Here is a 23,125-nt window from a genome sequence, read left to right as displayed (position 1 = left end):
GCGGCATCCGTGAACAAAAGGCAACGATTATATACGGTGCTGGCTGGTGGTACAGCTGTAATCATGATTGCAGCCGGGCTGCTGTATATAAACAACAGGGGGGTTCCTGCCGTAGAAGCCGCGGCTTACCTGGATACGACAACCAAAGCCATGCCCGTCACGGAGGACCCGTTGCAGTTTCTTAGCGACTCCTCGCAGGGTGTGCCTGGTATGCAACTGGTCGCCGAAGATCAGGGACTAGCCCTGTACTATAACGAGGAGACAACGGAAATTGCAGTACGTGACGGGAAAAGTGGAGAGATCTGGTACAGTAACCCGAAAGAACGGGCTGAGGACGGTCTTGCTTCCGCGTATGAAAAAGAAGTGCTGTCCTCCCAGTTGAATGTGTCTTTCCGGGATGCGATGGGCACACTGGAGAACTTTCCGAATTTCAGTTCCAGCATTAGCAACAAACAATTCACAGTGGGCCACATCGATCAGGGGATTCGGGTGAACTATACGCTTGGTGATACGTCACTTGGCATTGATGCGCTGCCTAAACTGATTAGCAAACAGCGTCTGGAGGAGAAAGTGCTTTCCAAGCTGGATGCTACTGTCGCAAGGTACACATCTGCCCGATATTATCCAACCAAGAACAATCCGGATATTCTGGAACGGCTGGATGGACAGATCTCGAAGCAACTTGTGCTGAACAAGATGCTGGGTGCATTTGAGACGGCGGGTTATACGACGGACGATCTGGCTTATGACAATCAGGAGAATGGAATCGAAGGCGGAGATGTATCCGATAAGCCCAGCTTCGTCATTCCTGTAGAATACCGACTGGATCAAGGGGCACTTGTTGTGACTGTACCTCTGAGCCAACTAGAAGAAAGTGGGCAATACCGCATTCGGAATATTGATTTGCTCGCTTATTTTGGTGCTGCGGATACAAAGGGCGAGGGTTATATGCTCGTGCCCGACGGTTCAGGCAGCCTGATCCATCTGAACAACGGGAAAATTCAAGAAGAGCAGTATGTACAGCGCGTCTATGGCACAGACCCGAATGATAATTCGCTCAGTCGTCCTCAGGTTAGTGAATCCGCGTATATGCCTGTGTTTGGTCTGAAGAACGGGGAGAATGCCTGGTTTGCAGTCATTGAAAAAGGGGACGGCATTGCCAGTATCTCCGCAGATATTGGAGGCAGACAGAATAGCTACAACCATGTACACGCGACCTTCTCCCTGCGCGGAGAGGATGAGCTGGAGATGTACACCTCGCAGAAAATGCAGGAGATTCAGCTGCTTAGCGATGAGCCTTTCCGTGGAGATATTCAGGTGCGCTATCATTTTCTTCAAGGAGAAGAGGCCAGTTACTCGGGTATGGCCCGCCTGTATCAGCAGCAGTTGATCGAGCAGGATGTACTGAAGCCGCTCGCAGAACAGACGGAGTTGCCGTTCTATGTGGATGTGCTTGGTGCAGTGGACAAAAAGGCTTCGTTCCTAAGCGTTCCCTATCGGACCACCTTAGCTATGACGACGTACGAACAGGCCACCGAAATGGCGACGAAGTTACAGCAGGAAGGTGTGAACCGCGTACAAATGCGTTATCAGGGATGGTTCGGTGGTGGCATCAGCCATCATACGCCAACCCGGGTGAAATTGGACAGGGAAGTAGGTAGTCGTTCCGAACTGCAAGCGTTGTCCGCTAAGCTTGAGCAGTCTGGCGGAGCATTGTTCCCGGATGTGGCTTTCCAGCATATGTATCACGATGATATGCGTTTTGCTCCCTCTTCGGATGCGGCGCGGTTTGTAACGAAGGAGATAGCAGAACTGTATCCATACAATCCTGCGCTTAATCGCATGGATCAGAGTAAGGACAGCTATTATTTGCTTTCAGCGGCCAAGCTTCCTTATGTGGTGAGTGAGTTTGCTGACAAATTCAATAAACTGGACCTCGGCGGATTGTCCCTTCGTGATCTCGGGCAGGTTCTGACTTCTGATTACCGGGATAGTCGGGTGATTCATCGGGAGACGGCGAAGAACATTGTGAAGGAGCAACTTGGCAAGTTGGAACAGTACTATCCAAACATGATGATATCTGCCGCAAATAGCTACGCTTGGGGGAGTGCACAACATGTTGTGAATGTGCCTGCAGGGTCGAGTCGGTTCAATATTACCGATGAAGAAGTTCCCTTTTATGCGATGGTCATTCATGGATACATGAACTACGCGGCATCTCCGATGAACACGTCGGGGGATCAGGATCTCCGCAAACAGTTGCTGCGCAGCCTGGAGCTTGGGGCAGCTCCGTATTTTCAATGGACCTATGAACCATCATCCAGGCTGAAGCTGACGAATTATGATTCGGCCTATGCGACCGAGTATGGCTATTGGGTGGATGACGCTGTTACCTTGTATAAGCAGGCCAATGAAGTGCTGGGAGAGCTGGAGAATGAGCAGATTCTCAAGCATGAACGTATTCAAGATGGCGTGGTCCAGATCACCTATACTGGCGGTACATCCATCCTTGTGAATTACAATGCGGATGCAGTAACTGTGGATGGAACAACGGTTGGCGGGACGGACTATGTGGTGGGAGGAGTGAACCGATGAGAACCATTCGATTATCGCTGAAGTCACGGAGAGCACTGCTTGGACTTGCATTTATTTCCCCGTGGCTGCTCGGTTTCATCTTCCTCTTTGCTACGCCGCTCCTGCAATCGATTCGGTTCAGTCTGAGTAATCTGTCCGTTGCTCCGGGCGGATATGTTCTGGAATACGTTGGATTTAAAAACTTCAAGGATGCGCTTCTGGTTGACGCTACATTTAACCGGATTCTGGTGGATTCAGTTGGAGCAATGGTATTGAATGTGCCGATGATACTATTTTTCAGTCTGTTTACGGCGACACTGCTTAACCAGAAGTTCAGAGGCAGAACGCTGGCGCGTGCGATCTTTTTTCTACCGGTTATTCTGGCTTCCAGTGCAGTAGCTGCAGCCGAATCTGCGGGATTAATCAATCTGATGGGGGATGCGAGTGCGGTGGATGCAGCAGCCGATGGCGGTGCTTCGTTCAACGTGGTATCCATTGTGCGGATGCTGGCGGATGTGGGATTGCCGATGGCCTATGTGGATTACATCGTAGAAGCCATCATGCGGATCTATGAGATTATTAGCAGCTCAGGCGTTCAGATTCTGATCTTCCTCGCCGCACTGCAATCAGTACCAGGATCGATGTATGAGGTTGCGAAGATCGAAGGGGCGACAGCCTATGAATCATTCTGGAAAATTACATTTCCCATGGTCAGTCCGTTGATTCTGACGAATGTTATTTATACGATCATTGATTCATTTGCCGGGAGTCCAGTCACACAGGCCATCTACCAAACCGCATTCAAAACCCAGAACTTTGGCTTAAGCTCGGCGATGTCTTGGCTGTATACACTGGTGATTGGCCTTGTACTGATCGTAGTGGGCTGGGTCTTGTCAAGGCGGGTTCACTACAACTGACGGTTAATATTAAGGGAGGCTTCAGATTATGGCTGCATCAGGGACAGATCGCATGGTGGTAGTTCCGAAGCAGAATTATCACATGCATCGGGTGCGAAACAAGACATCGGACCTTCTCTATTCTATATTCAGATATGCACTGGTCATCGGCATTTCATTTATTATTTTGTATCCATTATTTCTAAAAGTGTCAGTCGCGTTCAAGGATAAGCAGGATATCTACAATCCGACGATTTATATGATTCCCCAGCATTTTACGCTGGATAATATTCGGCTTGCGGCGCAAGTGATGGATTACCTACCTTTGCTGGCGAACACGTTATTGTTCGTTACCATCACAACGCTTCTGACAGCCATGTCCTGTGCGCTTGCAGGATACGGCTTCGCCCGGTTTTCTTTTCCGGGCAGCAATGTGCTCTTTGTACTGGTCATTCTTACGATTCTGGTGCCTACAAGCACGCTTATGGTGCCGATGTATCTGCATTTCCGCAGCTTCGACTTTCTGGGCATCATCCAGTTGTTCACTGGAACGAATGGCATCAATCTGCTGAATACGTATTGGCCTTCCATGATTACGGCTGCTACAGCGGGAGGACTGAAGGCGGGGTTGTTCATCTATATTTTCCGTCAGTTCTTCAAGGGCATGCCGAAGGAGATTGAGGAGGCCGCACTGATTGACGGCGCTGGTGGATTCAAAACGTTTGCTCGAATCATGTTGCCCAATGCGATCTCGCCACTGATTACGGTCATTTTGTTCTCCTTTGTATGGCAGTATAACGATACATTCTATTCGGCATTATTCATGAGTGAAAGTCCACTGATCTCGCTGAAGGTGGCTTCCTTACCTGCTCAGGCGAACCAGTTGATTCCGCAACTGATGGGATTTGGTTCAAACTCGGGCATTAAGGCCGATCCGAACTATGTGGCGATGATCGTGGATACAGGCATTTTGCTGGCGATTGCACCGCTGATTATTTTGTATCTGTTTGTACAGCGCTATTTCGTGGAGAGTATTGAACGTTCCGGTGTAGTGGGTTAACAGGGTAAACCCAATTGGAGGTGTTAGCGATGACGGTGCGTACGATCAACGGTGCTCCGGTGAATGAAGCAGCAACATCTGAAGCGAGAGAGCTAATGGCGTTTCTGGTCGAGCGTTATGGGAAAGGGATGTTGTCAGGTCAGCAGGACTACAGCAATCTGAACTGGATTAATGAAAACACAGGCCGGAAACCAGCTGTGATTGGCTTTGATCTCATGGAATATTCGCCTTCAAGAACAGAGCGGGGGGCGGTCTCCCAGGAGATTCGGGATGCCATTGCATGGCACCGACAAGGTGGAATCGTGACGCTGTGCTGGCACTGGAATGCACCGACGGATCTGATCGATGAACCAGGTAAAGAGTGGTGGCGGGGATTCTATACGAACGCGACCACCTATGATCTAGCATCAGCGCTGGCAAATCCTGAGTCGGAAGAATACAGACTTTTGATCCGGGATATCGATGTAATTACTACACATTTACAGGAGCTGAAGGATGCTGGTGTGCCTGTATTATTCCGACCACTTCATGAAGCGGAGGGTGGCTGGTTCTGGTGGGGAGCGAAAGGTCCCGAACCTGCCAAACAGTTGTATAGTTTGTTGTATGATCGATTGGTTCACGAGCACAAACTGCACAATCTCCTCTGGGTGTGGAACTCGGAAAAACCCGAATGGTATCCAGGGGATGATATCGTGGATATTGTCAGTGTGGATGTGTACCCGGAAGCAGGAGATCACAGCCCGCTGGCAGCACGTTACGCCAACCTGCGTGAGCTTGTGAAGGATAGCAAAATCATTGCACTGGCCGAGAACGGTTCCATCCCTGACCCCAAGCAAATGAAGGAACAGGATGTACACTGGAGCTGGTTCTGTACTTGGACAGGTGGATTCCTCAGAGATGGGACGCATAATGATGTGGGGTTTTTGAAGAGAGTGTATAACAACGAAGAGGTCATTACGCTCGATCAGTTACCGAAGTGGAGTTGGTTGTAGGGCTGTCATCTGAAAGGATACTCAACTTACAAAAAGCGTCAGCAAGGCATGATAGAATTATGCCAATGCTGACGCTTTTTATATGAAACGATCCCATGCGAATGGATGCATGTCTCGATGAATGAACTAAATTGCTGTGCTGGATACCAAATCGCTAATTTTCGGAAACAACGCTTCATTGGAAGTGAACAGAATGTAGGATTGATTGGTAGTACGGATCAGGATAGTTTCGGAGGCACCATATGCTGCTCCTATTCGAACGGCTGATAGTTCGCTACGTAACTTATCTCCACAATGAATAATTTGCTACAGATATTTCCATAAATGATGGCATGATGTACACTATGACTAACGAATATGGATACGGAACGATTTGTTGGAGGTGGTGAGATTCCTATGACGGACTTGAAGGCGTATCATTATTTTGAACAAAGTCTTGGACCTTTCCGCAATCTCTCTAGCCTGTCTAATGAAGAAGCCGAAATAGTTACTCAACAAATCCGTGATCAAGGCCGGAATTTTGCCAGTAAGCGATCAGCGGACTATATGACCATCCGTAGAGCACTTGAATATAAAGCGTACGAGCAGTTTAAGGCCAAGGGAGGAACCCCCACCAATCGATATCCCCACTATCTGACCCTTGGTGCATGTGAATGGCTGTCATCCTGGTATACCGAACCGGATATAGTGATGATTCTGTGGGAAGATCTGCCTGCCGAAGTTGTGAGCTTCACGTATGGAGACCTCTTTTCAACAATGCGATATATGGATGATAAACCTTACCGTAAGCAGATATACACCAAGGATGAAATCCTGGAAATTATTCAGGCCTTTGGTTGGCCTCAGGAATGGAACCGTCTAGGCGATCAAGGTCCGGAACGATATATTGAAGTACAAGTGTGGGACGAGCGTATCATTCAACCGTACACGCGTGCATAAACTCAAATTAAGAGAACTATAGAGGAATTAGAAAACTTAAACTCAAACACAAAGGGTGTGCCACATGACGAATCTATTCGAACAATGTTCAGGTCAAACATTATCTGCTAATCTGGGATGGCTGAACGAGCCAGCAGATTGGTCCATTGAAGACGGCAAAGTAACGATAACCGTTTCGCCGATCAGTGACTTTTTTATTGATCCGGGAGGTGACCCGGTCAAAGCCTCAGCTCCATTTTTACATACGATCATCAAGGGAGATTTCAGCATCGTCACTCAAGTACAGGTGGACATGAAAGAACAGTATGATTCGGGCTGCCTAATGGTGAGAGTGGACGATACGAATTGGGCTAAAGTTTGCTTTGAGTATTTCGAAGAACAGCCGTCCATTCTCAGTGTCGTGACTCGTGGTAACTCGGATGATTGTGTATCAGCACCTGTAGAGGTTAGCAAGCCTTATTTACGTGTAGCCCGGGCAGGCAACAGCTTTGCTTTCCATTATTCTCAGGATGGAGAGAAGTGGAAGCTGGTTCGCTATTTCGGACTCGACTCCCCGGAAGAGATCAAAGTTGGCATTGTGGCCCAATCCCCCATTGGGCAGGGGACGACGGTTACTTTTACAAATGTACAGCTTCAACATGGGGTGACCGGAAGTGTTCGCCGGGTAGAATAACCGGACAAATGAGAGCACAGCATGACAGGTTATTGGGTTGTTTTTCAGTTATATTAGACATCAAGGAGTGATTAACACATGAACTGGATCAACTCATTACAGGTCGCTATTCAATATATGGAAGACCACTTGCTCGAAAATATGACGATGGAGCAGATTGCAGCGCAAGCTCATATCTCTCCTTTTCATTTTCAACGTACCTTTGCCTTATTAACTGATGTTACTGTATCCGAGTACATAAGACGCAGACGATTGACATTGGCGGCACATGAGTTGCTACAGAGTGATGTTAAAATTATCGATTTGGCGTTTAAATACGGTTACGACACACCGGAATCTTTCTCCAAAGCCTTTCGTAGACAACACGGTATCGCACCCAGTGAGGCAAGCAAAAATAGTAACGCTGTCACATCGTATAATCGTCTGGTGATTCAAGTGAGTCTAAAAGGAGCAGAACCGATGAAATATAAAATCGTTGAACATCCCGAATTTACTTTAGTAGGAGTGAAGCAGGCTTTCTCATATGTAGATGGAGAACATCTGCAAGGGATCGGGAAGATGTGGCAGGAAGCTTGGACGAGTGGTACAGAGGATCGTTTGTTTGAACTGAACAATGGAGATATTCCAGGGTTGCTTGGCGTTGTTGTGGATCAGAGCGAAATCAAGGAAAAGCAACTGGAATACTGGATTGCTACGGCTTACGATGGGGAGGTACCTGATGGATTATCAAGCTTCACCATGCCTGCTTCCAAATGGAGTGTATTTGAAGTAGAAGGCCCGATGCCGGAGAGCATGCAGCTTCTGTGGAAACAGATTATTTCGGAATGGTTTCCATCCAATCCTTATGAGCACGCGTATATGCCAGAACTGGAAGTATACCCAGGGCCGAACCAACCGCCGCAAATCTGGATACCGATTAAATAAATATTAACCGTCTCAAACGCTATACAAATGAAGCCCATAGACAGTCGGATAACCGAAGCTGTTTACGGGCTATTTGGTTGTGATTGGTCAGAAATGCGAAGTAGCGAAGAGGATGTTCAAGCGTTGTTCATTGTATTACAGATAGGTAAACATGATATATTGGAATAAGGGTTTATCGCAATGAGAGAACAATAAGGTGAACCGCAGGAGGCAGGCATGTTGCATGAGGGGAAATTCGTTCAAGCGATTATGGATCACGAGCAATTAATGCACGACCTGCGGCGAGTTCGAAGTCTGCAATTGCCTCAATGTTACATAGGTGCAGGATATGTTCGTAATTATATCTGGGATCTTCTTCATGGATATGCCCTTCGCGAGCTGCATAGCGATATTGATGTTGTCTATTATGATGCATCAGACCTGCGTGAGGAACTAGACATAGAGTTGGAGCGTCAGCTTCGTGAGTTGACAGGTAGTGCCAAGTGGTCGGTCAAAAATCAGGCGAGAATGCATCTGCGCAATCGCACAGTTCCTTATCAATCTACTGAGGATGCTCTTCGCTATTGGCCAGAAGTTGTGACTGCCGTAGGAGTACAGCTGGATGAAGAAGACCAGGTGAGGATTTGCGCTCCGCATGGTCTGCATGATCTGTATCACCTCATAGTCCGCAAAAGTCCGTTCTTCACGGATGCTGACTATTATAATCAACGCGTACAGAAGAAGTGCTGGCAGGAACAATGGCCGCAACTAACGATAATAACAGCCTGAATAATAAGGGATATGCGGAATTGCGAGTACAAGAAGGAGTGTCTACGGATTTGATAAAAAAGTTCTTACAAAAAAATGGACTGATCATTGATCTTGTCCTGTTGGCATGTTTTGTGGCATTTCTGATCTTCTGGGGCCAAAGATTTCCAGTCATGTTTTTCGGAATGATCACTGTGGCTTTTATCGTTCTAAGACGGATTGACTATCAGAAGCATGTTATTCTGAAACGGATTATCCTTACCGGATTTAGCGTTGTTGCCGTCTCTTTTGTTATTATTGAAGCACTTGTATTCACGCAACTTGGTGCCAATGATCCGGAAGAAGCGGACTATGTCATTATTTTGGGTTCGGGCATCAGAGGAACAGAGCTGTCCTTGACCCTGAAGCAAAGGTTGGATGCCAGTCTGGACTACATTCGCAGTCACCCTCAGACACCCGTCATTGTATCAGGTGGGCAGGGACCTGGGGAATCCATTCCCGAAGCGCTCGCTATGAAAAACTATCTGATTGAACAGGGGATTAGCCCCTCCCAAGTCATTATGGAAGATCGCTCCACAAGTACACAGGAGAATTTGGCTTTTTCCAAAAAAATTATTCTTGAATCCGGGTTGGAGCACCCCGAAATCATGATTGTCACGAGTGACTATCATATGTTCCGCTCCAAGTATATCGCTGCCAAGAACGGTTATGCGGCAGAATACGGCATATCGGCCCCGTCACCGGGATATCTGAAACCGGTCAACATGATTCGTGAATATTTTGCTACTATCAAAACATTTATCTAACCGATTGGCATATATTCGAAAAGACAACGTTAGACTCTCCTAATAGAGTTTATGTTGTCTTTTTGTCATTGTCTCTGCACAAGTTGAATTGAATCAAATATTTGAATCTCAAACCATGCTATAATATACGTCATTAATAGAAGAACGATGTAGGAGTGAATGATCATTACAGCATATCAATTACCTGCTCTATATGAGCAGAAGAAAGTTTCAATGCACGAGATGGAAGAGATTGTACGCCTGTTGGCCCAAGCACCGCTACTATATGATGATGGACAGAGCATTCAGGTTCAGGATTACATGGGGGGATTGGAGGTCGAACTTGAGCATGAGGTACGTCGTGCAGTAACCGAGTTGTATGAACTGGCTGTTCAGACCTGCCGTGCCTTCGCTGATCCATTGGCGTACGAGCAACTTCAGGATGCGCTTGGGTTACAAGCTGAGTTATGGCAGGAGGAAGTGCTGACTCTTGCGAAGTGGATGGACTGGTTGAGGAAGATTAGTGAAGGAAAGAAAACACTACCAGAATACAACTTTACAGCCATGCTGGGCAACTTGCCAGACGGATTCATGATCCATGATTTTTATGATGAACTCCGATATCAACTGGAACAAAACCCTGCAAACGCATGGGCTATAGAAGAGCGGGTTCGCTTGTACGCAGCTCTGGGTGCGAATTAATCAAACCAAATGGTCACCAGCGGTGTTTAATCTAATATAAGCATTGTGCATGCATAGAAGCATTCCAATCTATATCTTGCGAATTCTTTACCCAGTATGGGAAATGAGGGGATACCGTGAAGAAGGTTGTATTGGCTGGTGGAACGGGATTTGTCGGACAGGATTTTGCCCAAAGGTTCAAGAAGCTGGGTTATGAGGTGCTGATCATCTCGCGTCAGACCGGTCATATTGCCTGGGAGAATCGTGCAGGAATCATAGGGGCGTTGGAAGAAGCAGAAATGTTGATTAACCTGGCAGGTAAATCGGTGAACTGCCGTTATACGGAGGAGAATCGCAAAGCCATTCTGGAATCCAGAACCCGTACAACGCGCATTCTCGGCGAAGCCGTCCTGGCTTGTAATCAACCTCCCGAACTATGGATTAATTCGAGTACAGCAACCATATACAGACATGCCGAAGATCGTCCCATGACGGAAAAAGAGGGCGAGATTGGCTCCGGATTCTCGGTCGACGTTGCCAAGGCATGGGAACAGGCTTTCTTTGAATTCAGTCTGCCGTCTACGCGTCAGATTGCATTGCGGATTGCGATTGTGCTGGGTGAGGGCGGCGTAATGGTGCCCATGACGAACTTGGTCCGTTTTGGCCTAGGTGGATCGCAAGGTGCAGGAACACAACAGTTCAGCTGGATTCATATCGAGGATCTGTTCCGCATGGTGATCTATCTGCAGGAGCATCCACACCTGAATGGTGTGTTCAATGCCTCCTCGCCGCATCCCGTTACGAATCGCGAGCTGATGGCGAGCCTGAGAGAACAGATGGGTGTTCGGATCGGACTGCCTTCCCCTCGCTGGATGCTTGAAGTGGGCGCACGTTTTATTCAGACCGAAACAGAGCTTGTCCTCAAAAGTCGTTGGGTGATTCCCGAGCGATTGGAGAGGGAAGGATTCACTTTCACATACGGTACGCTAGATACTACTCTTGCGGAGATTTTGAATAAGGGAAATGACACTTCATAACAAAAGAAAACACAACAGGAAGGGCAGAGGCATCTGCCCTTTTATTATATATTTCAAAGCTTCTATTTGATGGGGTTTCGCCATTCAAGGTGGAGTGTAAATTTCATATTAATCAGTCAGATGAACAGAAAGAGGTTGGGGAAATGCAACTTAGAAGAGTAAGGATCGCGGGAACAGGGAAGTACCTGCCTGAAAAGGAAGTCACCGATGAGGAACTGGATCGCCGCTTGGGCGTGCCTGCCGGCTGGGTCAGCAAAGCAACAGGCGTAGGTGTGCGACATTATGCTTCGGGTGAAGAAACCTCCTCCTTCATGGGCGCGCGGGCTGCCGAAGCTGCACTGGCGGATGCAGGACTGGAATTCGGGGATATCGACTGTCTGGTGTGTACCAGTGGCACGAAGGAACAACCGTTGCCAAGTACGGCGGTATTTATCCAGCAGGCCATGGGTCAGCAAGATTCTGGCGTACCTGCTTTTGATATGGATGCAACCTGCCTGAGTTTCCTGAACGGACTCGATGTGATCTCCTATATGGTAGATGCCGGACGTTACCGGCGAGTACTGCTCGTAGCCACCGAGATTGCCTCGGCCGGACTGAATTGGTCAGATAAAGAGAGTGCGGCCCTGTTCGGAGATGGAGCGGCCGCTGTTATTATTGAGCGTTCGCCTGAAGGGTCATCCTCTCAGATTGTACATGCTTCCCTTCAAACCTACAGCCGAGGTGCCCGCTTCTCGGAGATTGCAGGTGGAGGTACACGGTTGCATGCTTCGAATTATAAGGCAGATCAGCCGGAGCCCTATCTTTTTCATATGGATGGACAGGCCATCTTCCGCATGGCTTCCAGACTTCTGCCCGGATTCATCAGCGATATGTTGCAGGCGACCGGGAATCGGATGGAGGATTTCCAATTGGTTATTCCTCATCAGGGGAGTGCCATGGCGATGAGACTGATCCGCAAGAAGCTTGGCATTGCTGAAGATCGATTTATGGACATCACACGAAATCACGGCAATACGATTGCAGCATCGATCCCGATGGGTCTGCATGAAGCGATTAGACAACAGCGTATTCAGCGTGGAGATCGGGTGTTGATGATTGGCACGGCTGCCGGATTATCATTGGGAGGACTCATTTTTGACTACTAGATCTGGGGAAACCGGACATCGCACATCTGCTTCTCTCCGTGTACTGCTTACAGGCGGAAGGGCCCCCGTAACGCTCGATCTGGCACGCATGCTTCATCGGGCAGGCCATCGGGTCTATGTTGCGGAGAGTGCCGTACGGCATCTGACCAAATCATCCAGTGCAGTGGAACAGTGTGCTGTGGTCCCATCACCACGTCATGACACACGTGCGTATCTGGCGGAGCTGGAACGGTTGGTTCAGGATTGGCAGATTGACCTGTTAATTCCGATGTGTGAAGAAGTTTTCTACGTGGCTCAAGGGGCAGACAGTCTGCGTTCATACTGTCGTGTTCTGGTTTCTTCACTGGAGCAGCTGCATGAGCTGCACCATAAATATAACTTTATCCAGCTTGCAGGGTCACTCGGTCTTGCGGTTCCGGATACGCGTCTAATCAACAGTCGGCAGGAATGGATGGAAGCTCAGTCTGTTCTGGAAACGATGGGGGATTGGGTATGGAAACCGGTGTATTCCCGCTTCGCAGCAAAAGTTCGCATGCCAACACTCATGACCGATGACGCTGGGGCAGGGACGGATCAGGAAGGAAACGTAAGCCAAAAGAGCCGTCGACATATCCGTAACGACCCTCCGGACGAAGGGGAATTATCCTCTATTTCACCTTGGGTTGCACAGGCATTCATTCCTGGTCAGATGTTATGTACATACAGCATAGCGCATGAAGGGCATCTGGTTGCGCATTCCACTTACGACAGCCGCTATCGTACAGGTAGCGTGGGAGCGAGTGTTTTTTTTGAACAGGTGGAACATGAGGGTTCCCTTGCGTGGGTGAGACAATTTGTTGAGGCAACGGGGTTTAGCGGACAGATTGGGTTTGATTTTATAGAAGGTCAGAATGGGCGAGTGTACGCAATTGAGTGTAATCCGAGGGCAACGAGTGGGATTCATCTGTTTCACCCCGGAGGTGACTTGGTACGTGCACTGACTGAACCTGAGACATTAATCAAAGAAAGAAAAATGATCATGCCGGCACAGGGCAGCAAAGCCATGCTCATGCTTCCCATGCTGGGAAACGGAGTGCAGCAGATCTTCGGTAAAGGGAAGCTCCGTAAATGGATAGCTACGTGGCGTGGAGCTAGAGATGTGGTCTATGCACGACAGGATCTTCAACCTTTAATGGAACAATTCGGAGTGGTGCTGGCCGCATGGCGACTCGCAAGATCGCAGAAGTGCTCGCTGACTGAAGCTTTGACTCATGACATAGAATGGAACGGTGAACAACAATGAATAGAGCATTGGTTACAGGAGCTACGGGATGTCTGGGAAGGCACCTCGCGATGCGGCTTGCCAAAGACGGATGGGAAGTCACTGGCATGGGCCGACAGCCAAAGGTTGGTGCAGAACTTGAGTTGGCAGGAATCCGATTCCTGAATGGAGATATACGGGATGAGGCTGCAGTGAACGAAGCGTGTACGGGACAGGATGTGGTGTTTCACTGTGCAGCTCTATCTTCGCCATGGGGCCGATATCGTGACTTTTATAGCAGCAATGTGGAAGGGACGCAGAATCTTGTAGATGTATGCCTGCATAATGAAGTACAGCGATTCATACATGTCTCAACTCCGAGTATATATTTTAATTACAATCCGCGATATAACGTACATGAGAATGATCCGTTGCCATCCAAACCAGCCAATCATTATGCAGCTACGAAGCTTCTCGCTGAGCAGGTTGTAATGGAGGGGCATGCGAAGGGACTTCCGTCGATCATGATTCGACCGCGAGCGATCTTTGGTCCGTATGATCAGACGTTATTTCCCAGAATTGTCGCAGCAAACGCAAAATCAGGCGTGCCCATGATCGGTGGTGGACAGGCATTAATCGATCTGACATGTGTGGATAATGTGGTGGATGCCCTATTATTGTGTCGCGATGCCTCTGACGAAGCGCTCGGAAGAGCTTACAATATCTCCAATGGCGATCCAAGGGAGTTCAGTGAGTTGGTGAGCAGCCTGTTTGGCATGCTAGATATGCCCTTGCGTCGTCGAAACATTCCTTATCGGATGGCATATGGTGTGGCAGCGTTGCTGGAGCGAGTTCATGGCTATATTCCTGCGTTGGGTGAGCCTGCGTTAACACGGTATACAGTCGGCTCCTTATCCATCCCACAGACGTTGGATATTACGGATGCACGGGAGCAATTGGGGTACATCCCTCGGGTGTCCATTGAAGAGGGATTACAACAATTTGCAGACTGGTGGAGGGCTGAATCATGCTGACAACAACTCCGGTGAAAATATATTTGGGTGCGGCGGGTTACTGTACACATCCAGAGTTTCTGACGCTGCGTGGTGGTCGATTGAGTACAGTACCTTTCCCGGCAGGATTTGCTTGCATCATTCATCCCGTACATGGACCGATCCTGTTGGATACGGGATATAGCTCCCGCTTATTTGAAGAAACGGCTCGTCTGCCCAACGCACTGTATCGTCATATTACACCTGTGGTCTATCGTGAAGAGGATAGTGCCGTTCATTTTCTGGCTGGGCTTGGACTGAAAGCTTCCGATATTCGGTATATCATCCTCTCTCATTTTCACGGCGATCATATCGCGGGTGTACGAGATTTCCCGGAGGCACAATTTATCTATCTGCCAAGGGCCTATGATGCTGTGCGCTCACTTGGTCCGATTGCGGCTGTAAAAGCAGGTTTTCTTGCTGGGTTGTTGCCCGAGGATTTTATGGCCAGATCATTGCCAGTTACGTGTGAGCCTGAGCGATGGACAAGAGCGGGGGAAGCTTTCCCTTTTGATGAGGTCTACGACATCTTTGGTGATGGCAGTCTGCTTGGGGTGGATGTATCCGGTCATGCGGAAGGCATGATGGGACTGCTGTTGCGTACAGAAGAACATGACTATTTTCTCTGCGCGGACGCGGTATGGTCGAGTCGGGCTTTTCGTGAACAGCGCAGACCGAATATTCTTGCTGGAATCATTATGTCGAATCGACAGGAATACCACCGTAACTTTGACAAGTTGGTCCAGCTGCATCAGCAGTTTCCCCACATTCGGATTGTGCCGAGTCATTGTCGAGATGTACTGGACGCTTGGGGTACAGGAGGGCTGAAACGATGAGCAATACCCTTCGCATTGTGGTTCATTATGCGCTCGCACGTGGGCTGCGAACATGGAAAACGCGAGAACAACTGGAGCGCTGGCAAGAGCGCCGGATTATTCGGCATGTTCATCAGATCCGTGCCCGATCTCCATTTTACCGGAAGTGGTGGGGTAGCTTGAACGCATCCGACTGGAGAAGATTTCCGTTGATTGACAAATCGATCATGATGGAGCACTTCGATACACTGAACACGGTGGGCATTACCAAGGACGAAGCGCTGGCTCTTGCAGGCGAAAGTGAAGAAACACGTGACTTCAAACCTTCCATTCAAGGCGTGACGGTTGGACTGTCTTCGGGCACGTCAGGGAACCGGGGGATATTTCTGGTGAGTGATCGCGAGCAGGATGCGTGGACGGGTACGGTACTAGCTAAGTTGCTGCCTGGTGGACTGTGGAAACCTGCAAAGATTGCGTTTTTCCTGCGGGCTAACAGTAATCTGTATGAATCGGTGCAGCGTGGCAAATTGCAGTTTCAGTACTTTGATCTGCTGGAGCGTGTGGAGACCTTGGTGAAACGGCTGGAAACCTACCAACCTACCGTGTGGGTGGCTCCTCCATCCATGCTGCGTTTGTTGGCGGACGCTTATGTGGCGGGCCACTTGACCGCTGTACCAGATAAAATCATCTCTGTTGCCGAGGTGCTGGACCCCCTGGATCGCAAGGTGTTGGAGAAGGTCTTCGGACAGACCGTTCATCAAGTCTATCAGTGTACAGAAGGGTTCTTGGGTGCGACCTGTCGCTATGGCACACTGCATTTGAATGAAGACATCGTTCATATTGAAAAAGAGTTCATTGATCCCGCCACCCGGCGGTTCGTGCCCATTATTACGGACTTCTCCAGAACATCACAGCCGATCATCCGGTATCGGCTGAATGATATTCTGACCGAGGCGGCGCTGCCGTGTGCCTGTGGTTCCCCGTTTACCGCCATTGAGCGGATTGAAGGCCGCTGTGATGACACGCTTTATTTTTCACAACTGCATACGGGTGAGGCGGTACCGGTCTTTCCTGATTTCGTCACTCGTTCGGTCATTGCGGCTTCGCCGGATATTGAACATTATCGTGTGGTGCAGCAGGGGGACGGATCAATGGAAGTATCCCTTCGGCTTGGCGGGAACGCAGTAATGGCTCAGGTTGAGACCAATGTACTGTTGGAACTAATGAAGCTGGGAGAGCGTCTGGAGTGTACTTTGCCTGAGGTCAGATTCGTTCCATATACGTTTGAACCGGGAATTACAAAGCTACGCAGAGTTGAGAGACGGCATAACGGAGTGGCGGATTAAGCAATAGGGGCCGTGCGGTATGGTAGGAACGGAAGTAAGTAATTTACCAAGGAAAGAAGGACACACCGTGACAGCTGATGAACACTTAACAGAGGACGAGCAAGGACGAATTAACACGGGTCTTGATTCAGTGAGTAAGACAAAGGAGAGAGATAACGCTCCGGTTGCCTTAATTACGGGTACCTCCAGTGGTTTTGGTATGCTTACGGCAATCACCCTTGCCAAGCAGGGGTATCGCGTTGTTGCTACAATGCGTGATCTGAGTCGAAGAGAAGAATTGGTGAAACTGGCTGAACAGGCGGGGATAACCGAACGTTTGCAATATGTGCAACTGGACGTGACCGATACTGAATCGGTGCAGAAAGCTGTGGGGACCGTACTTCACAATAATGGTCGAATCGACATGCTGGTGAACAATGCGGGATTTGCGGTGGGCGGGTTCATTGAGGAAGTATCGATGGAGGATTGGCGGCGCCAGATGGAAACGAATTTGTTTGGATTAATCGCTGTGACACGTGCGGTCTTGCCTGTGATGCGTGAACAAGAGCAGGGGCTGATTATTAACTTGTCCAGCGTCAGCGGGTTGTCCGGTTTCCCAGGGTATGCGCCCTATGCTGCCTCCAAATTCGCTGTGGAAGGATTTACGGAAAGTTTGCGTCATGAGATGTCTTCGTTCGGTGTTCGGGTGGTATTAGTTGAGCCTGGCTCTTATCGCACACCGATCTGGAATAAAGGTTTGGGTGAGATTCACCGGAGCGAGGACTCTCCGTATAAGCATAAGTTGGATGCGGTTCTTCGTTATTCCAAACATGCGAGTGAGACTGCACCTGACCCACAGGAAGTGGCAGATCTGATCGGCCGAATTGCGCGGATGCGTGCACCGAGGCTTCGATATGCGCTGGGAAAAGGTTCGCGTGTGCTCATCATTGGCAAAGCGTTGCTACCCTGGAAGTGGCTGGAGCGGATCATCGCCCGTAGCTTAAAATAGCGATTAGGCAGGAGATACGATTGCATAATTCCGATTGGGAGGGATAAGCCATATTCGAATTCATCGTCATTATTTTACTTCTTGCGATTGTGGGTCTGCTCTTTCATATCAATAGCAAGTTGCCAGTGCGTGACCGGGTGAAGGAAGCAATGGACCGGGATCGGAATCAGAAACATAATCAGGATGCACCAAATTAAAACGCGGAGGTTACCAATGAAAATGGCATTCGTTTTGTTTGATGGGCTGACTTTCCTTGATTTTGCAGGATTTTATGATGTGATCAATCGGTTGAATTTCTTTGAACCCACCAAAGGAACGACGTGGGAAACCTGTGCCATGACAGATCAGGTCACGGATGAGTCTGGTTTAACGCTGAAGGTGGATCGAGTGAAGCCTGACCTGTCGGAGTATGATCTCGTGTTTATCCCCGGGGGCATGGGAACGCGCAAGCTTCGATATGACGAGGCCTTCGTAGGTTGGCTGAAACAGGCTGAGTCTGTGCCTTTGAAGGTTTCGGTGTGCACAGGCTCTCTGCTGCTGGGTGCGGCTGGTTTTTTATCCGGTAGAAAAGCAACAACACATCCCGGTGCATATGATTTGCTTGAGCCGTATGTCACTGAGGTAATTCAGAAGCGGATTGTAAAAGATGGAAATGTAATTACAGCCGGTGGAGTAGCCACGTCCATTGATCTGGGGATTTATGTTGTTGGGTTGCTTGCAGGACAGGAAGCGGCAGCGAATGTAAAACTTCAGATCGATTATCCTTATGAGATGCAGGGAGTGGTCGAAGAATGAACGAGTATGGAAAGCAAGAGACATATATCATTCGTAATATTCAGCGGGATGAAGCAGACATCTACTGGCCTTTGCGACTGGAAGCATTGAAAACACATCCTGAAGCCTTCGGGGCTTCGTTTGAATTGTCCATTCAGATCCCCATGAATGAAGTGCAGGAACGCATACATAATGAGCCCGATGATTATATTCTCGGGGCATACACAGCAGAAGGAACACTGGCGGGAATGATGGGTTTCAAAAGGGAACATGGCCTGAAGCTCAGGCACAAAGGCATGATCTGGGGCGTCTATGTAGCTCCGCAATATCGGGGAAGTGGGCTGGCTTCGCGCTTGCTCCGCGAGGTGCTGGATCGGGGAAGACATCTGGAGGGCATCAAGCAGATTAATCTGAGTGTAGTTACAACGAATGAATCAGCCAGACGTTTATACGAACAACATGGATTTGAAGTATACGGCATTGAGCGAAACGCATTGGAAGTCCATGGTCAGGGATATGATGAGGCGCATATGAATTACTTTTATACGGAGCGTTCAACATTGGATGATGATATCACAACAGGAGGAGCCCTATGACAGATCATGTTGAACATGAGATCGATGGTGTTTCCTTTGTCTTAAAAGAGTCTCATTCTTTCGATTGGTTACGGCCCTTGGGTACGGTCTTTCGCGTATTCGATCAGCAGGATTCAGGGAATCTCTCCTTCGGTATTGTGCAACAGGATGGAAAGAAATTGTTCGTAAAGTATGCGGGAGCACATACAATTCATGCGAATCATACGGGAAGTCCCCAGGAAGCCATTCTTAATCTGAAATCATCTGTTTCCGTTTATGAAGATTTGGCGCATGACACGTTGATTCGACTAACGGATCATTTTGCAACAGATGATGGCTATGCCTGTGTCTTCGACTGGGTGGATGGCGAGTGTCTGCACTCCCATTGGTATTTTCCGCCTCCGGCCAAATATGAAGATCTGCGTTCGCCCTATTATCGGTTCAGACAGCTTCCAGTGGAGATACGCATTCGGGCGATGGAACAGATTCTGGATTTTCATATCGAGGTGGAACGAAGAGGTTATGTGGCTGTTGATTTGTATGATGGCAGTCTGATCTATGATTTTGACAAACACGCGATGAAAATTTGTGATATCGATCTGTATCGGAAGGGCTCTTTTACCAATACCATGGGGCGCATGTGGGGATCTTCCCGCTTTATGTCTCCCGAAGAGTTTGAGCTAGGCGCGCCCATAGATGTGGTTACCAATGTATTCAATATGGGGGCAATGGCGTTCGGGTTGCTTGGCGGGGAGAAAGATCGTTCCTATTTCAGATGGGATGCCGGAGAAGCATTGTATCAGGTTGTGAAACGTGCAGTGAGCGACGAGCGGTCCGAGCGGTACGCAACGATTGCGGAACTTGGTGAGGCCTGGAAAGAAGCTGCGATGCAAGGTCAATGAGTGAGTGGGTGGAATTTTCGCAAATATGCAAAATCCATTCGTATGTGCGTGTGAAATCCCGTATAATGGAAATTATTAAGGGGGTGCAGATGATGTGCAGATATGCCTTGTCAGGACCATATAAAGACATCTATGCATGTTTCAACTGTGGCAAATCATTTAAACAAGTTTCCAGATATGATCTGAGTCCTGTAGTGGCTGCAAAGCTTGAATATAAGTGCCCGCAATGTGCCGCATCTATGGTTAGCATGGGTCAGGATTTCCAGGCACCTAAGCAAAATGATACCAAGCAATGGACCAAAGTCATGATGCTGTATCGTCATGGTTTTACCTATCATAATTGCGGGTGCGGGGCTGGATATCGCCCGGCTGATTTACGTCAATTATCCGAATTTCTTGAGCAGCAGGAAGCTGGTAAAGGCAGTGTAGGCGAACGATTATTGCAAAGGTTAACTTCTTAGTTATGCTTCCAGAATCGAACCTGTCACCTATCGAAATGTTGAAAATACAAGCGAATACTTTATATACGATCAACGAGCAACAGCGCCTCCTAAGCATTAACGAACCGGGTGGTGGGCAGGCTCCAGCCATTTTTATCGGCATGACTTCTGCCGGTTCACTGACCTATTACCATGAGCAGTTACCGCCGAATCTAATGGGTGAGTTGGGTAAGGATAGCGAGCTTCCATTGGATATTCCGAAACTGATTCGAAAGGTGGAAACCTTTGAGCCAGTTAACCATGTATGGATGGGACCCGCCTATGCTTTTCCTGAAACATCAGATGAGTGGGATCTGAAGGTTCAGTTAATTGGTCATGAGCAACGTTATTTGCTGGCGGAGCATTTTCCGGAATTAACGGAACACTTGCATGAAAAAAGCCCTGTTGCCGCTTATGCTATTGAGGGTTCAGCTGTGGCAGTGTGCTGCTCCGCAAGGGTCTCCATTCATGGTGTAGAGGCGAGCCTGTATACGGCACCCGATTATAGAGGACATGGATATGCAGCGGAGACCGTAAAGTGCTGGCAGTATGATGTTAAGGAGCGTGGACGCATGCCGATCTACAGTACATCCTGGGATAATCTCGCTTCACAGCATGTTGCCCGTAAACTGGGACTAATTCAGTTCGGTGTGGATTTCAGCATCACAACTCTGAATTCGAGCAAGGGCTGTGACCTCTAATGATCCGCACTTTCGTACAAAAGGACCTGCAATATGTCATTGAAGCGCATATCCGTATTTATCGAAAAGAGTATAATTATGATGATAGCTTTGCTGAATTTATTACGAATGCGGTGAATTTGTTTGGACTTACGGGCAATCACTCGAGGGAGATGTTGTGGATCGTTGAGCTGAATCATTCAGCTTCAGGCTCCATAGGTCTTACTCAAGTGAATGATAATACGGCTCAACTACGCTGGTTCCTGATCGAACCGGAAGCACGTGGTGCAGGATGGGGCGGACAGCTTATCGAACAGGCAGTTCTTTTTGCAAAAGAAAAGGGCTACACATCTATTATCCTGTGGACCAACGAGTCTTTGGATGGAGCACGCAGATTATATCAATCTTTGGGCTTTGAAGTGAAGGAAGTCCGCAAGCAGATGTTGTCAGGCCAGGAGCTTACCGAAGAACAATGGGAACTTGTTCTGTAGTTGGCCGTGGGCTTGAGCATGAAAGACGAATCGGTTGTCTTAACTCATTGTTGAAAGGAGGGGTACAGTGAATCGCAGAAGACTGATTCTGGGTTTGTTATCCGTATGCACAGCATTGACGGTAGTAGCATGTTCGACTCGGACAGAAGACCAAGCATTATCAGCAACCATTGAAAGCAACCTGCAGCAGATGGTTAGCGACCCTGTCCTCCTGACCAGCAGCAATCCCAATGATTATATTGCTGGTAACCGGGAGGTTTACGATGACATTTTGAATACGGGTGAGGAAGGATTGCATCTGCTGCTACAGCAGCTCGAATCCAGTCCGGATAATGGTCTCAAGGAATGGATTATGGCTCAGGCAAGTACTGAACTGCTTGGAGAGCATAACCCTGTTGAGGCGTGGCATAGTGGCAAGGACTGGCTCAGGCAGTATAAAATGAACGTAGAATAACAAACCTCACCTCCAGTCAGCATGAGCAGCATTGAGAGGTTCCTGGAACCCGAAAGAATACATTATAGAGGTGAAATCCTTGACTAAGAAAATTGCTTTTTTTGATTCAGGCATCGGTGGTTTAACCGTTTTGCATAAGGCATTACAACAGTTTCCGGAAGAACAGTTTCTGTATTATGCGGATACCTTGCATGTCCCGTATGGAACCAAGTCTGCGGATGAGGTTAGAGGACATATTTTTGATTGTGTGGAAGCCATCGTTCAGGAGGATGTTCAAGCAATCGTGATTGCTTGTAATACAGCAACCAGTCTGGCTGTTAAGGATCTGCGCGCCAAGTACGATATTCCGATCATTGGCATGGAGCCTGCGGTGAAACCAGCCGTAGAGATGAATCGTGACAGTGGGAAGAGAGTGCTTGTATTTGCTACGGCCCTCACCTTGAGCCAAACCAAGTATAACGAACTGGTATCGCGTGTTGATGATCACCACAGTGTGGATTCCATTGCGCTGCCGGAACTTGTGGAGTGGTGCGAACAGCTAGACTTTGATCCGAGCAAAATCACTGATTATTTCAGGTTCAAGCTGGCAGATCTCGATCTTCAAGGGTATGGCACAGTGGTGCTTGGCTGCACGCATTATCCATTCTATACGTCCATTCTGCGCACGGTTCTGCCAGATCATATACAGATTATTGATGGCAGTACAGGCACGGTGAACCACCTGAAGCAGCGTCTTGGACTGGTGGCTCAGCCTGAAGGCAGAAGAGGGGAACAAGTTACCTTCCTCAGTTCATCAGGCCGACCGGAAGAGCAGGAGAAGATGTACAGTGCACTTCAATATCTTGAGAAGAGTTCCATGTAGGTTACACCATAGGA

26 protein-coding genes are annotated in these 23,125 nt (G+C 48.5%); 25 read left to right on the top strand and 1 reads right to left on the bottom strand.

Going from position 1 to position 23,125, the window contains the following annotated elements; translation table 11 throughout:
* The first annotated feature begins 9 nt into the window (after positions 1–9).
* From HF638_RS03570 to HF638_RS03555, 4 genes are read left to right on the top strand one after another with little or no spacing between them, the layout of a single operon-like run.
* A complete protein-coding gene (locus HF638_RS03570) occupies positions 10–2,595 on the top strand; it encodes a DUF5696 domain-containing protein (protein ID WP_169478912.1) in 2,586 nt (861 codons plus the stop codon).
* On the top strand, positions 2,592–3,491 hold the full coding sequence (locus HF638_RS03565) for a carbohydrate ABC transporter permease (RefSeq protein ID WP_169478911.1): 900 nt from the start codon (positions 2,592–2,594) through the stop codon (positions 3,489–3,491). The genes HF638_RS03570 and HF638_RS03565 overlap by 4 nt, the downstream gene beginning before the upstream one ends.
* Before the next feature lie 28 nt (positions 3,492–3,519).
* Positions 3,520–4,530 (top strand): carbohydrate ABC transporter permease, encoded by a 1,011-nt coding sequence (locus HF638_RS03560; RefSeq protein ID WP_211175460.1) that lies wholly within the window; start codon positions 3,520–3,522, stop codon positions 4,528–4,530.
* Between the two features lie 29 nt (positions 4,531–4,559).
* A complete protein-coding gene (locus HF638_RS03555; RefSeq protein WP_169478910.1) occupies positions 4,560–5,522 on the top strand; it encodes a glycosyl hydrolase in 963 nt (320 codons plus the stop codon).
* Between the two features lie 126 nt (positions 5,523–5,648).
* Here the strand turns inward: HF638_RS03555 and HF638_RS28960 are convergent, their stop codons facing one another.
* Positions 5,649–5,822, bottom strand: a complete 174-nt coding sequence (locus HF638_RS28960; protein ID WP_481856131.1) for a SunI/YnzG family protein — start codon at positions 5,820–5,822, stop codon at positions 5,649–5,651.
* 96 nt (positions 5,823–5,918) lie between these two features.
* Between HF638_RS28960 and HF638_RS03550 the strand changes: the two genes are divergently transcribed.
* From HF638_RS03550 to murI, 21 genes are all read left to right on the top strand, one after another.
* Positions 5,919–6,461, top strand: coding sequence for a hypothetical protein (locus tag HF638_RS03550; RefSeq protein ID WP_169478909.1), 543 nt, complete (start codon positions 5,919–5,921; stop codon positions 6,459–6,461).
* A 64-nt stretch (positions 6,462–6,525) separates the two neighbouring features.
* The gene (locus HF638_RS03545) at positions 6,526–7,134 is read left to right on the top strand and encodes a DUF1349 domain-containing protein (RefSeq protein WP_169478908.1); all 609 of its coding nucleotides are present in this window, start codon (positions 6,526–6,528) and stop codon (positions 7,132–7,134) included.
* 78 nt (positions 7,135–7,212) lie between these two features.
* Positions 7,213–8,058 carry an AraC family transcriptional regulator gene (locus tag HF638_RS03540; protein ID WP_169478907.1) on the top strand — a complete coding sequence of 282 codons (846 nt, stop codon included), beginning with the start codon at positions 7,213–7,215 and terminating at the stop codon, positions 8,056–8,058.
* 216 nt (positions 8,059–8,274) lie between these two features.
* Positions 8,275–8,826, top strand: a complete 552-nt coding sequence (locus tag HF638_RS03535; protein WP_169478906.1) for a nucleotidyltransferase family protein — start codon at positions 8,275–8,277, stop codon at positions 8,824–8,826.
* A 50-nt stretch (positions 8,827–8,876) separates the two neighbouring features.
* On the top strand, positions 8,877–9,611 hold the full coding sequence (locus tag HF638_RS03530; protein WP_169478905.1) for a YdcF family protein: 735 nt from the start codon (positions 8,877–8,879) through the stop codon (positions 9,609–9,611).
* Positions 9,612–9,770: 159 nt separating this feature from the next.
* Positions 9,771–10,292 (top strand): hypothetical protein, encoded by a 522-nt coding sequence (locus tag HF638_RS03525; RefSeq protein WP_169478904.1) that lies wholly within the window; start codon positions 9,771–9,773, stop codon positions 10,290–10,292.
* A 116-nt stretch (positions 10,293–10,408) separates the two neighbouring features.
* Entirely contained in the window at positions 10,409–11,308 is a 900-nt protein-coding gene (locus HF638_RS03520) for a TIGR01777 family oxidoreductase (protein ID WP_169478903.1), read from the top strand.
* A 143-nt stretch (positions 11,309–11,451) separates the two neighbouring features.
* The gene (locus tag HF638_RS03515) at positions 11,452–12,453 is read left to right on the top strand and encodes a beta-ketoacyl-ACP synthase III (protein WP_169478902.1); all 1,002 of its coding nucleotides are present in this window, start codon (positions 11,452–11,454) and stop codon (positions 12,451–12,453) included.
* Positions 12,443–13,735, top strand: a complete 1,293-nt coding sequence (locus HF638_RS03510) for an ATP-grasp domain-containing protein (protein ID WP_169478901.1) — start codon at positions 12,443–12,445, stop codon at positions 13,733–13,735. Before HF638_RS03515 ends, HF638_RS03510 begins: the two co-directional genes overlap by 11 nt.
* Positions 13,732–14,727, top strand: coding sequence for an NAD-dependent epimerase/dehydratase family protein (locus HF638_RS03505; protein ID WP_169478900.1), 996 nt, complete (start codon positions 13,732–13,734; stop codon positions 14,725–14,727). Before HF638_RS03510 ends, HF638_RS03505 begins: the two co-directional genes overlap by 4 nt.
* The gene (locus HF638_RS03500) at positions 14,721–15,581 is read left to right on the top strand and encodes an MBL fold metallo-hydrolase (RefSeq protein WP_169478899.1); all 861 of its coding nucleotides are present in this window, start codon (positions 14,721–14,723) and stop codon (positions 15,579–15,581) included. Before HF638_RS03505 ends, HF638_RS03500 begins: the two co-directional genes overlap by 7 nt.
* Positions 15,578–16,906, top strand: coding sequence for a F390 synthetase-related protein (locus HF638_RS03495; RefSeq protein ID WP_169478898.1), 1,329 nt, complete (start codon positions 15,578–15,580; stop codon positions 16,904–16,906). Before HF638_RS03500 ends, HF638_RS03495 begins: the two co-directional genes overlap by 4 nt.
* A 67-nt stretch (positions 16,907–16,973) precedes the next feature.
* Positions 16,974–17,894 carry an SDR family oxidoreductase gene (locus HF638_RS03490; RefSeq protein WP_348982062.1) on the top strand — a complete coding sequence of 307 codons (921 nt, stop codon included), beginning with the start codon at positions 16,974–16,976 and terminating at the stop codon, positions 17,892–17,894.
* A gap of 213 nt (positions 17,895–18,107) precedes the next feature.
* Positions 18,108–18,689, top strand: a complete 582-nt coding sequence (locus HF638_RS03485; protein ID WP_169478897.1) for a DJ-1/PfpI family protein — start codon at positions 18,108–18,110, stop codon at positions 18,687–18,689.
* Complete coding sequence (locus HF638_RS03480) at positions 18,686–19,264, top strand: GNAT family N-acetyltransferase (RefSeq protein ID WP_169478896.1); 579 nt, start codon at positions 18,686–18,688, stop codon at positions 19,262–19,264. Before HF638_RS03485 ends, HF638_RS03480 begins: the two co-directional genes overlap by 4 nt.
* Positions 19,261–20,145 (top strand): serine/threonine-protein kinase, encoded by an 885-nt coding sequence (locus HF638_RS03475; protein WP_169478895.1) that lies wholly within the window; start codon positions 19,261–19,263, stop codon positions 20,143–20,145. Before HF638_RS03480 ends, HF638_RS03475 begins: the two co-directional genes overlap by 4 nt.
* 89 nt (positions 20,146–20,234) lie before the next feature.
* A complete protein-coding gene (locus HF638_RS03470) occupies positions 20,235–20,606 on the top strand; it encodes a hypothetical protein (RefSeq protein WP_348982061.1) in 372 nt (123 codons plus the stop codon).
* A 2-nt stretch (positions 20,607–20,608) separates the two neighbouring features.
* Positions 20,609–21,325, top strand: a complete 717-nt coding sequence (locus HF638_RS03465) for a GNAT family N-acetyltransferase (RefSeq protein WP_169478894.1) — start codon at positions 20,609–20,611, stop codon at positions 21,323–21,325.
* On the top strand, positions 21,325–21,795 hold the full coding sequence (locus tag HF638_RS03460) for a GNAT family N-acetyltransferase (protein ID WP_169478893.1): 471 nt from the start codon (positions 21,325–21,327) through the stop codon (positions 21,793–21,795). The genes HF638_RS03465 and HF638_RS03460 overlap by 1 nt, the downstream gene beginning before the upstream one ends.
* Positions 21,796–21,862: 67 nt before the next feature.
* A complete protein-coding gene (locus HF638_RS03455; RefSeq protein WP_169478892.1) occupies positions 21,863–22,249 on the top strand; it encodes a hypothetical protein in 387 nt (128 codons plus the stop codon).
* Positions 22,250–22,328: 79 nt separating this feature from the next.
* Positions 22,329–23,111 carry a glutamate racemase gene (gene murI, locus HF638_RS03450; protein WP_169478891.1) on the top strand — a complete coding sequence of 261 codons (783 nt, stop codon included), beginning with the start codon at positions 22,329–22,331 and terminating at the stop codon, positions 23,109–23,111.
* The last annotated feature ends 14 nt before the right edge of the window (positions 23,112–23,125 follow it).

Source organism: Paenibacillus sp. SZ31 (assembly GCF_012912005.1).
Classification (GTDB): Bacteria; Bacillota; Bacilli; order Paenibacillales; family Paenibacillaceae; genus Paenibacillus.
This window is presented reverse-complemented; position numbering and strand designations above follow the sequence as displayed.

Excerpts from the sequence above, each read along its gene's own strand:
- HF638_RS03565 (WP_169478911.1), top strand. The coding sequence starts at position 2,592 with ATGAGAACCATTCGATTATCGCTGAAGTCACGGAGAGCACTGCTTGGA.
- HF638_RS03465 (WP_169478894.1), top strand. The coding sequence starts at position 20,609 with ATGCTTCCAGAATCGAACCTGTCACCTATCGAAATGTTGAAAATACAA.
- HF638_RS03480 (WP_169478896.1), top strand. The coding sequence starts at position 18,686 with ATGAACGAGTATGGAAAGCAAGAGACATATATCATTCGTAATATTCAG.
- HF638_RS03525 (WP_169478904.1), top strand. The coding sequence starts at position 9,771 with ATGATCATTACAGCATATCAATTACCTGCTCTATATGAGCAGAAGAAA.
- HF638_RS03545 (WP_169478908.1), top strand. The coding sequence starts at position 6,526 with ATGACGAATCTATTCGAACAATGTTCAGGTCAAACATTATCTGCTAAT.
- HF638_RS03485 (WP_169478897.1), top strand. The coding sequence starts at position 18,108 with ATGAAAATGGCATTCGTTTTGTTTGATGGGCTGACTTTCCTTGATTTT.
- HF638_RS03460 (WP_169478893.1), top strand. The coding sequence starts at position 21,325 with ATGATCCGCACTTTCGTACAAAAGGACCTGCAATATGTCATTGAAGCG.
- HF638_RS03550 (WP_169478909.1), top strand. The coding sequence starts at position 5,919 with ATGACGGACTTGAAGGCGTATCATTATTTTGAACAAAGTCTTGGACCT.
- HF638_RS03555 (WP_169478910.1), top strand. The coding sequence starts at position 4,560 with ATGACGGTGCGTACGATCAACGGTGCTCCGGTGAATGAAGCAGCAACA.
- HF638_RS03470 (WP_348982061.1), top strand. The coding sequence starts at position 20,235 with ATGATGTGCAGATATGCCTTGTCAGGACCATATAAAGACATCTATGCA.
- HF638_RS03540 (WP_169478907.1), top strand. The coding sequence starts at position 7,213 with ATGAACTGGATCAACTCATTACAGGTCGCTATTCAATATATGGAAGAC.
- HF638_RS03535 (WP_169478906.1), top strand. The coding sequence starts at position 8,275 with ATGTTGCATGAGGGGAAATTCGTTCAAGCGATTATGGATCACGAGCAA.
- HF638_RS03475 (WP_169478895.1), top strand. The coding sequence starts at position 19,261 with ATGACAGATCATGTTGAACATGAGATCGATGGTGTTTCCTTTGTCTTA.
- HF638_RS03500 (WP_169478899.1), top strand. The coding sequence starts at position 14,721 with ATGCTGACAACAACTCCGGTGAAAATATATTTGGGTGCGGCGGGTTAC.
- HF638_RS03515 (WP_169478902.1), top strand. The coding sequence starts at position 11,452 with ATGCAACTTAGAAGAGTAAGGATCGCGGGAACAGGGAAGTACCTGCCT.
- HF638_RS03560 (WP_211175460.1), top strand. The coding sequence starts at position 3,520 with ATGGCTGCATCAGGGACAGATCGCATGGTGGTAGTTCCGAAGCAGAAT.
- HF638_RS03505 (WP_169478900.1), top strand. The coding sequence starts at position 13,732 with ATGAATAGAGCATTGGTTACAGGAGCTACGGGATGTCTGGGAAGGCAC.
- HF638_RS03495 (WP_169478898.1), top strand. The coding sequence starts at position 15,578 with ATGAGCAATACCCTTCGCATTGTGGTTCATTATGCGCTCGCACGTGGG.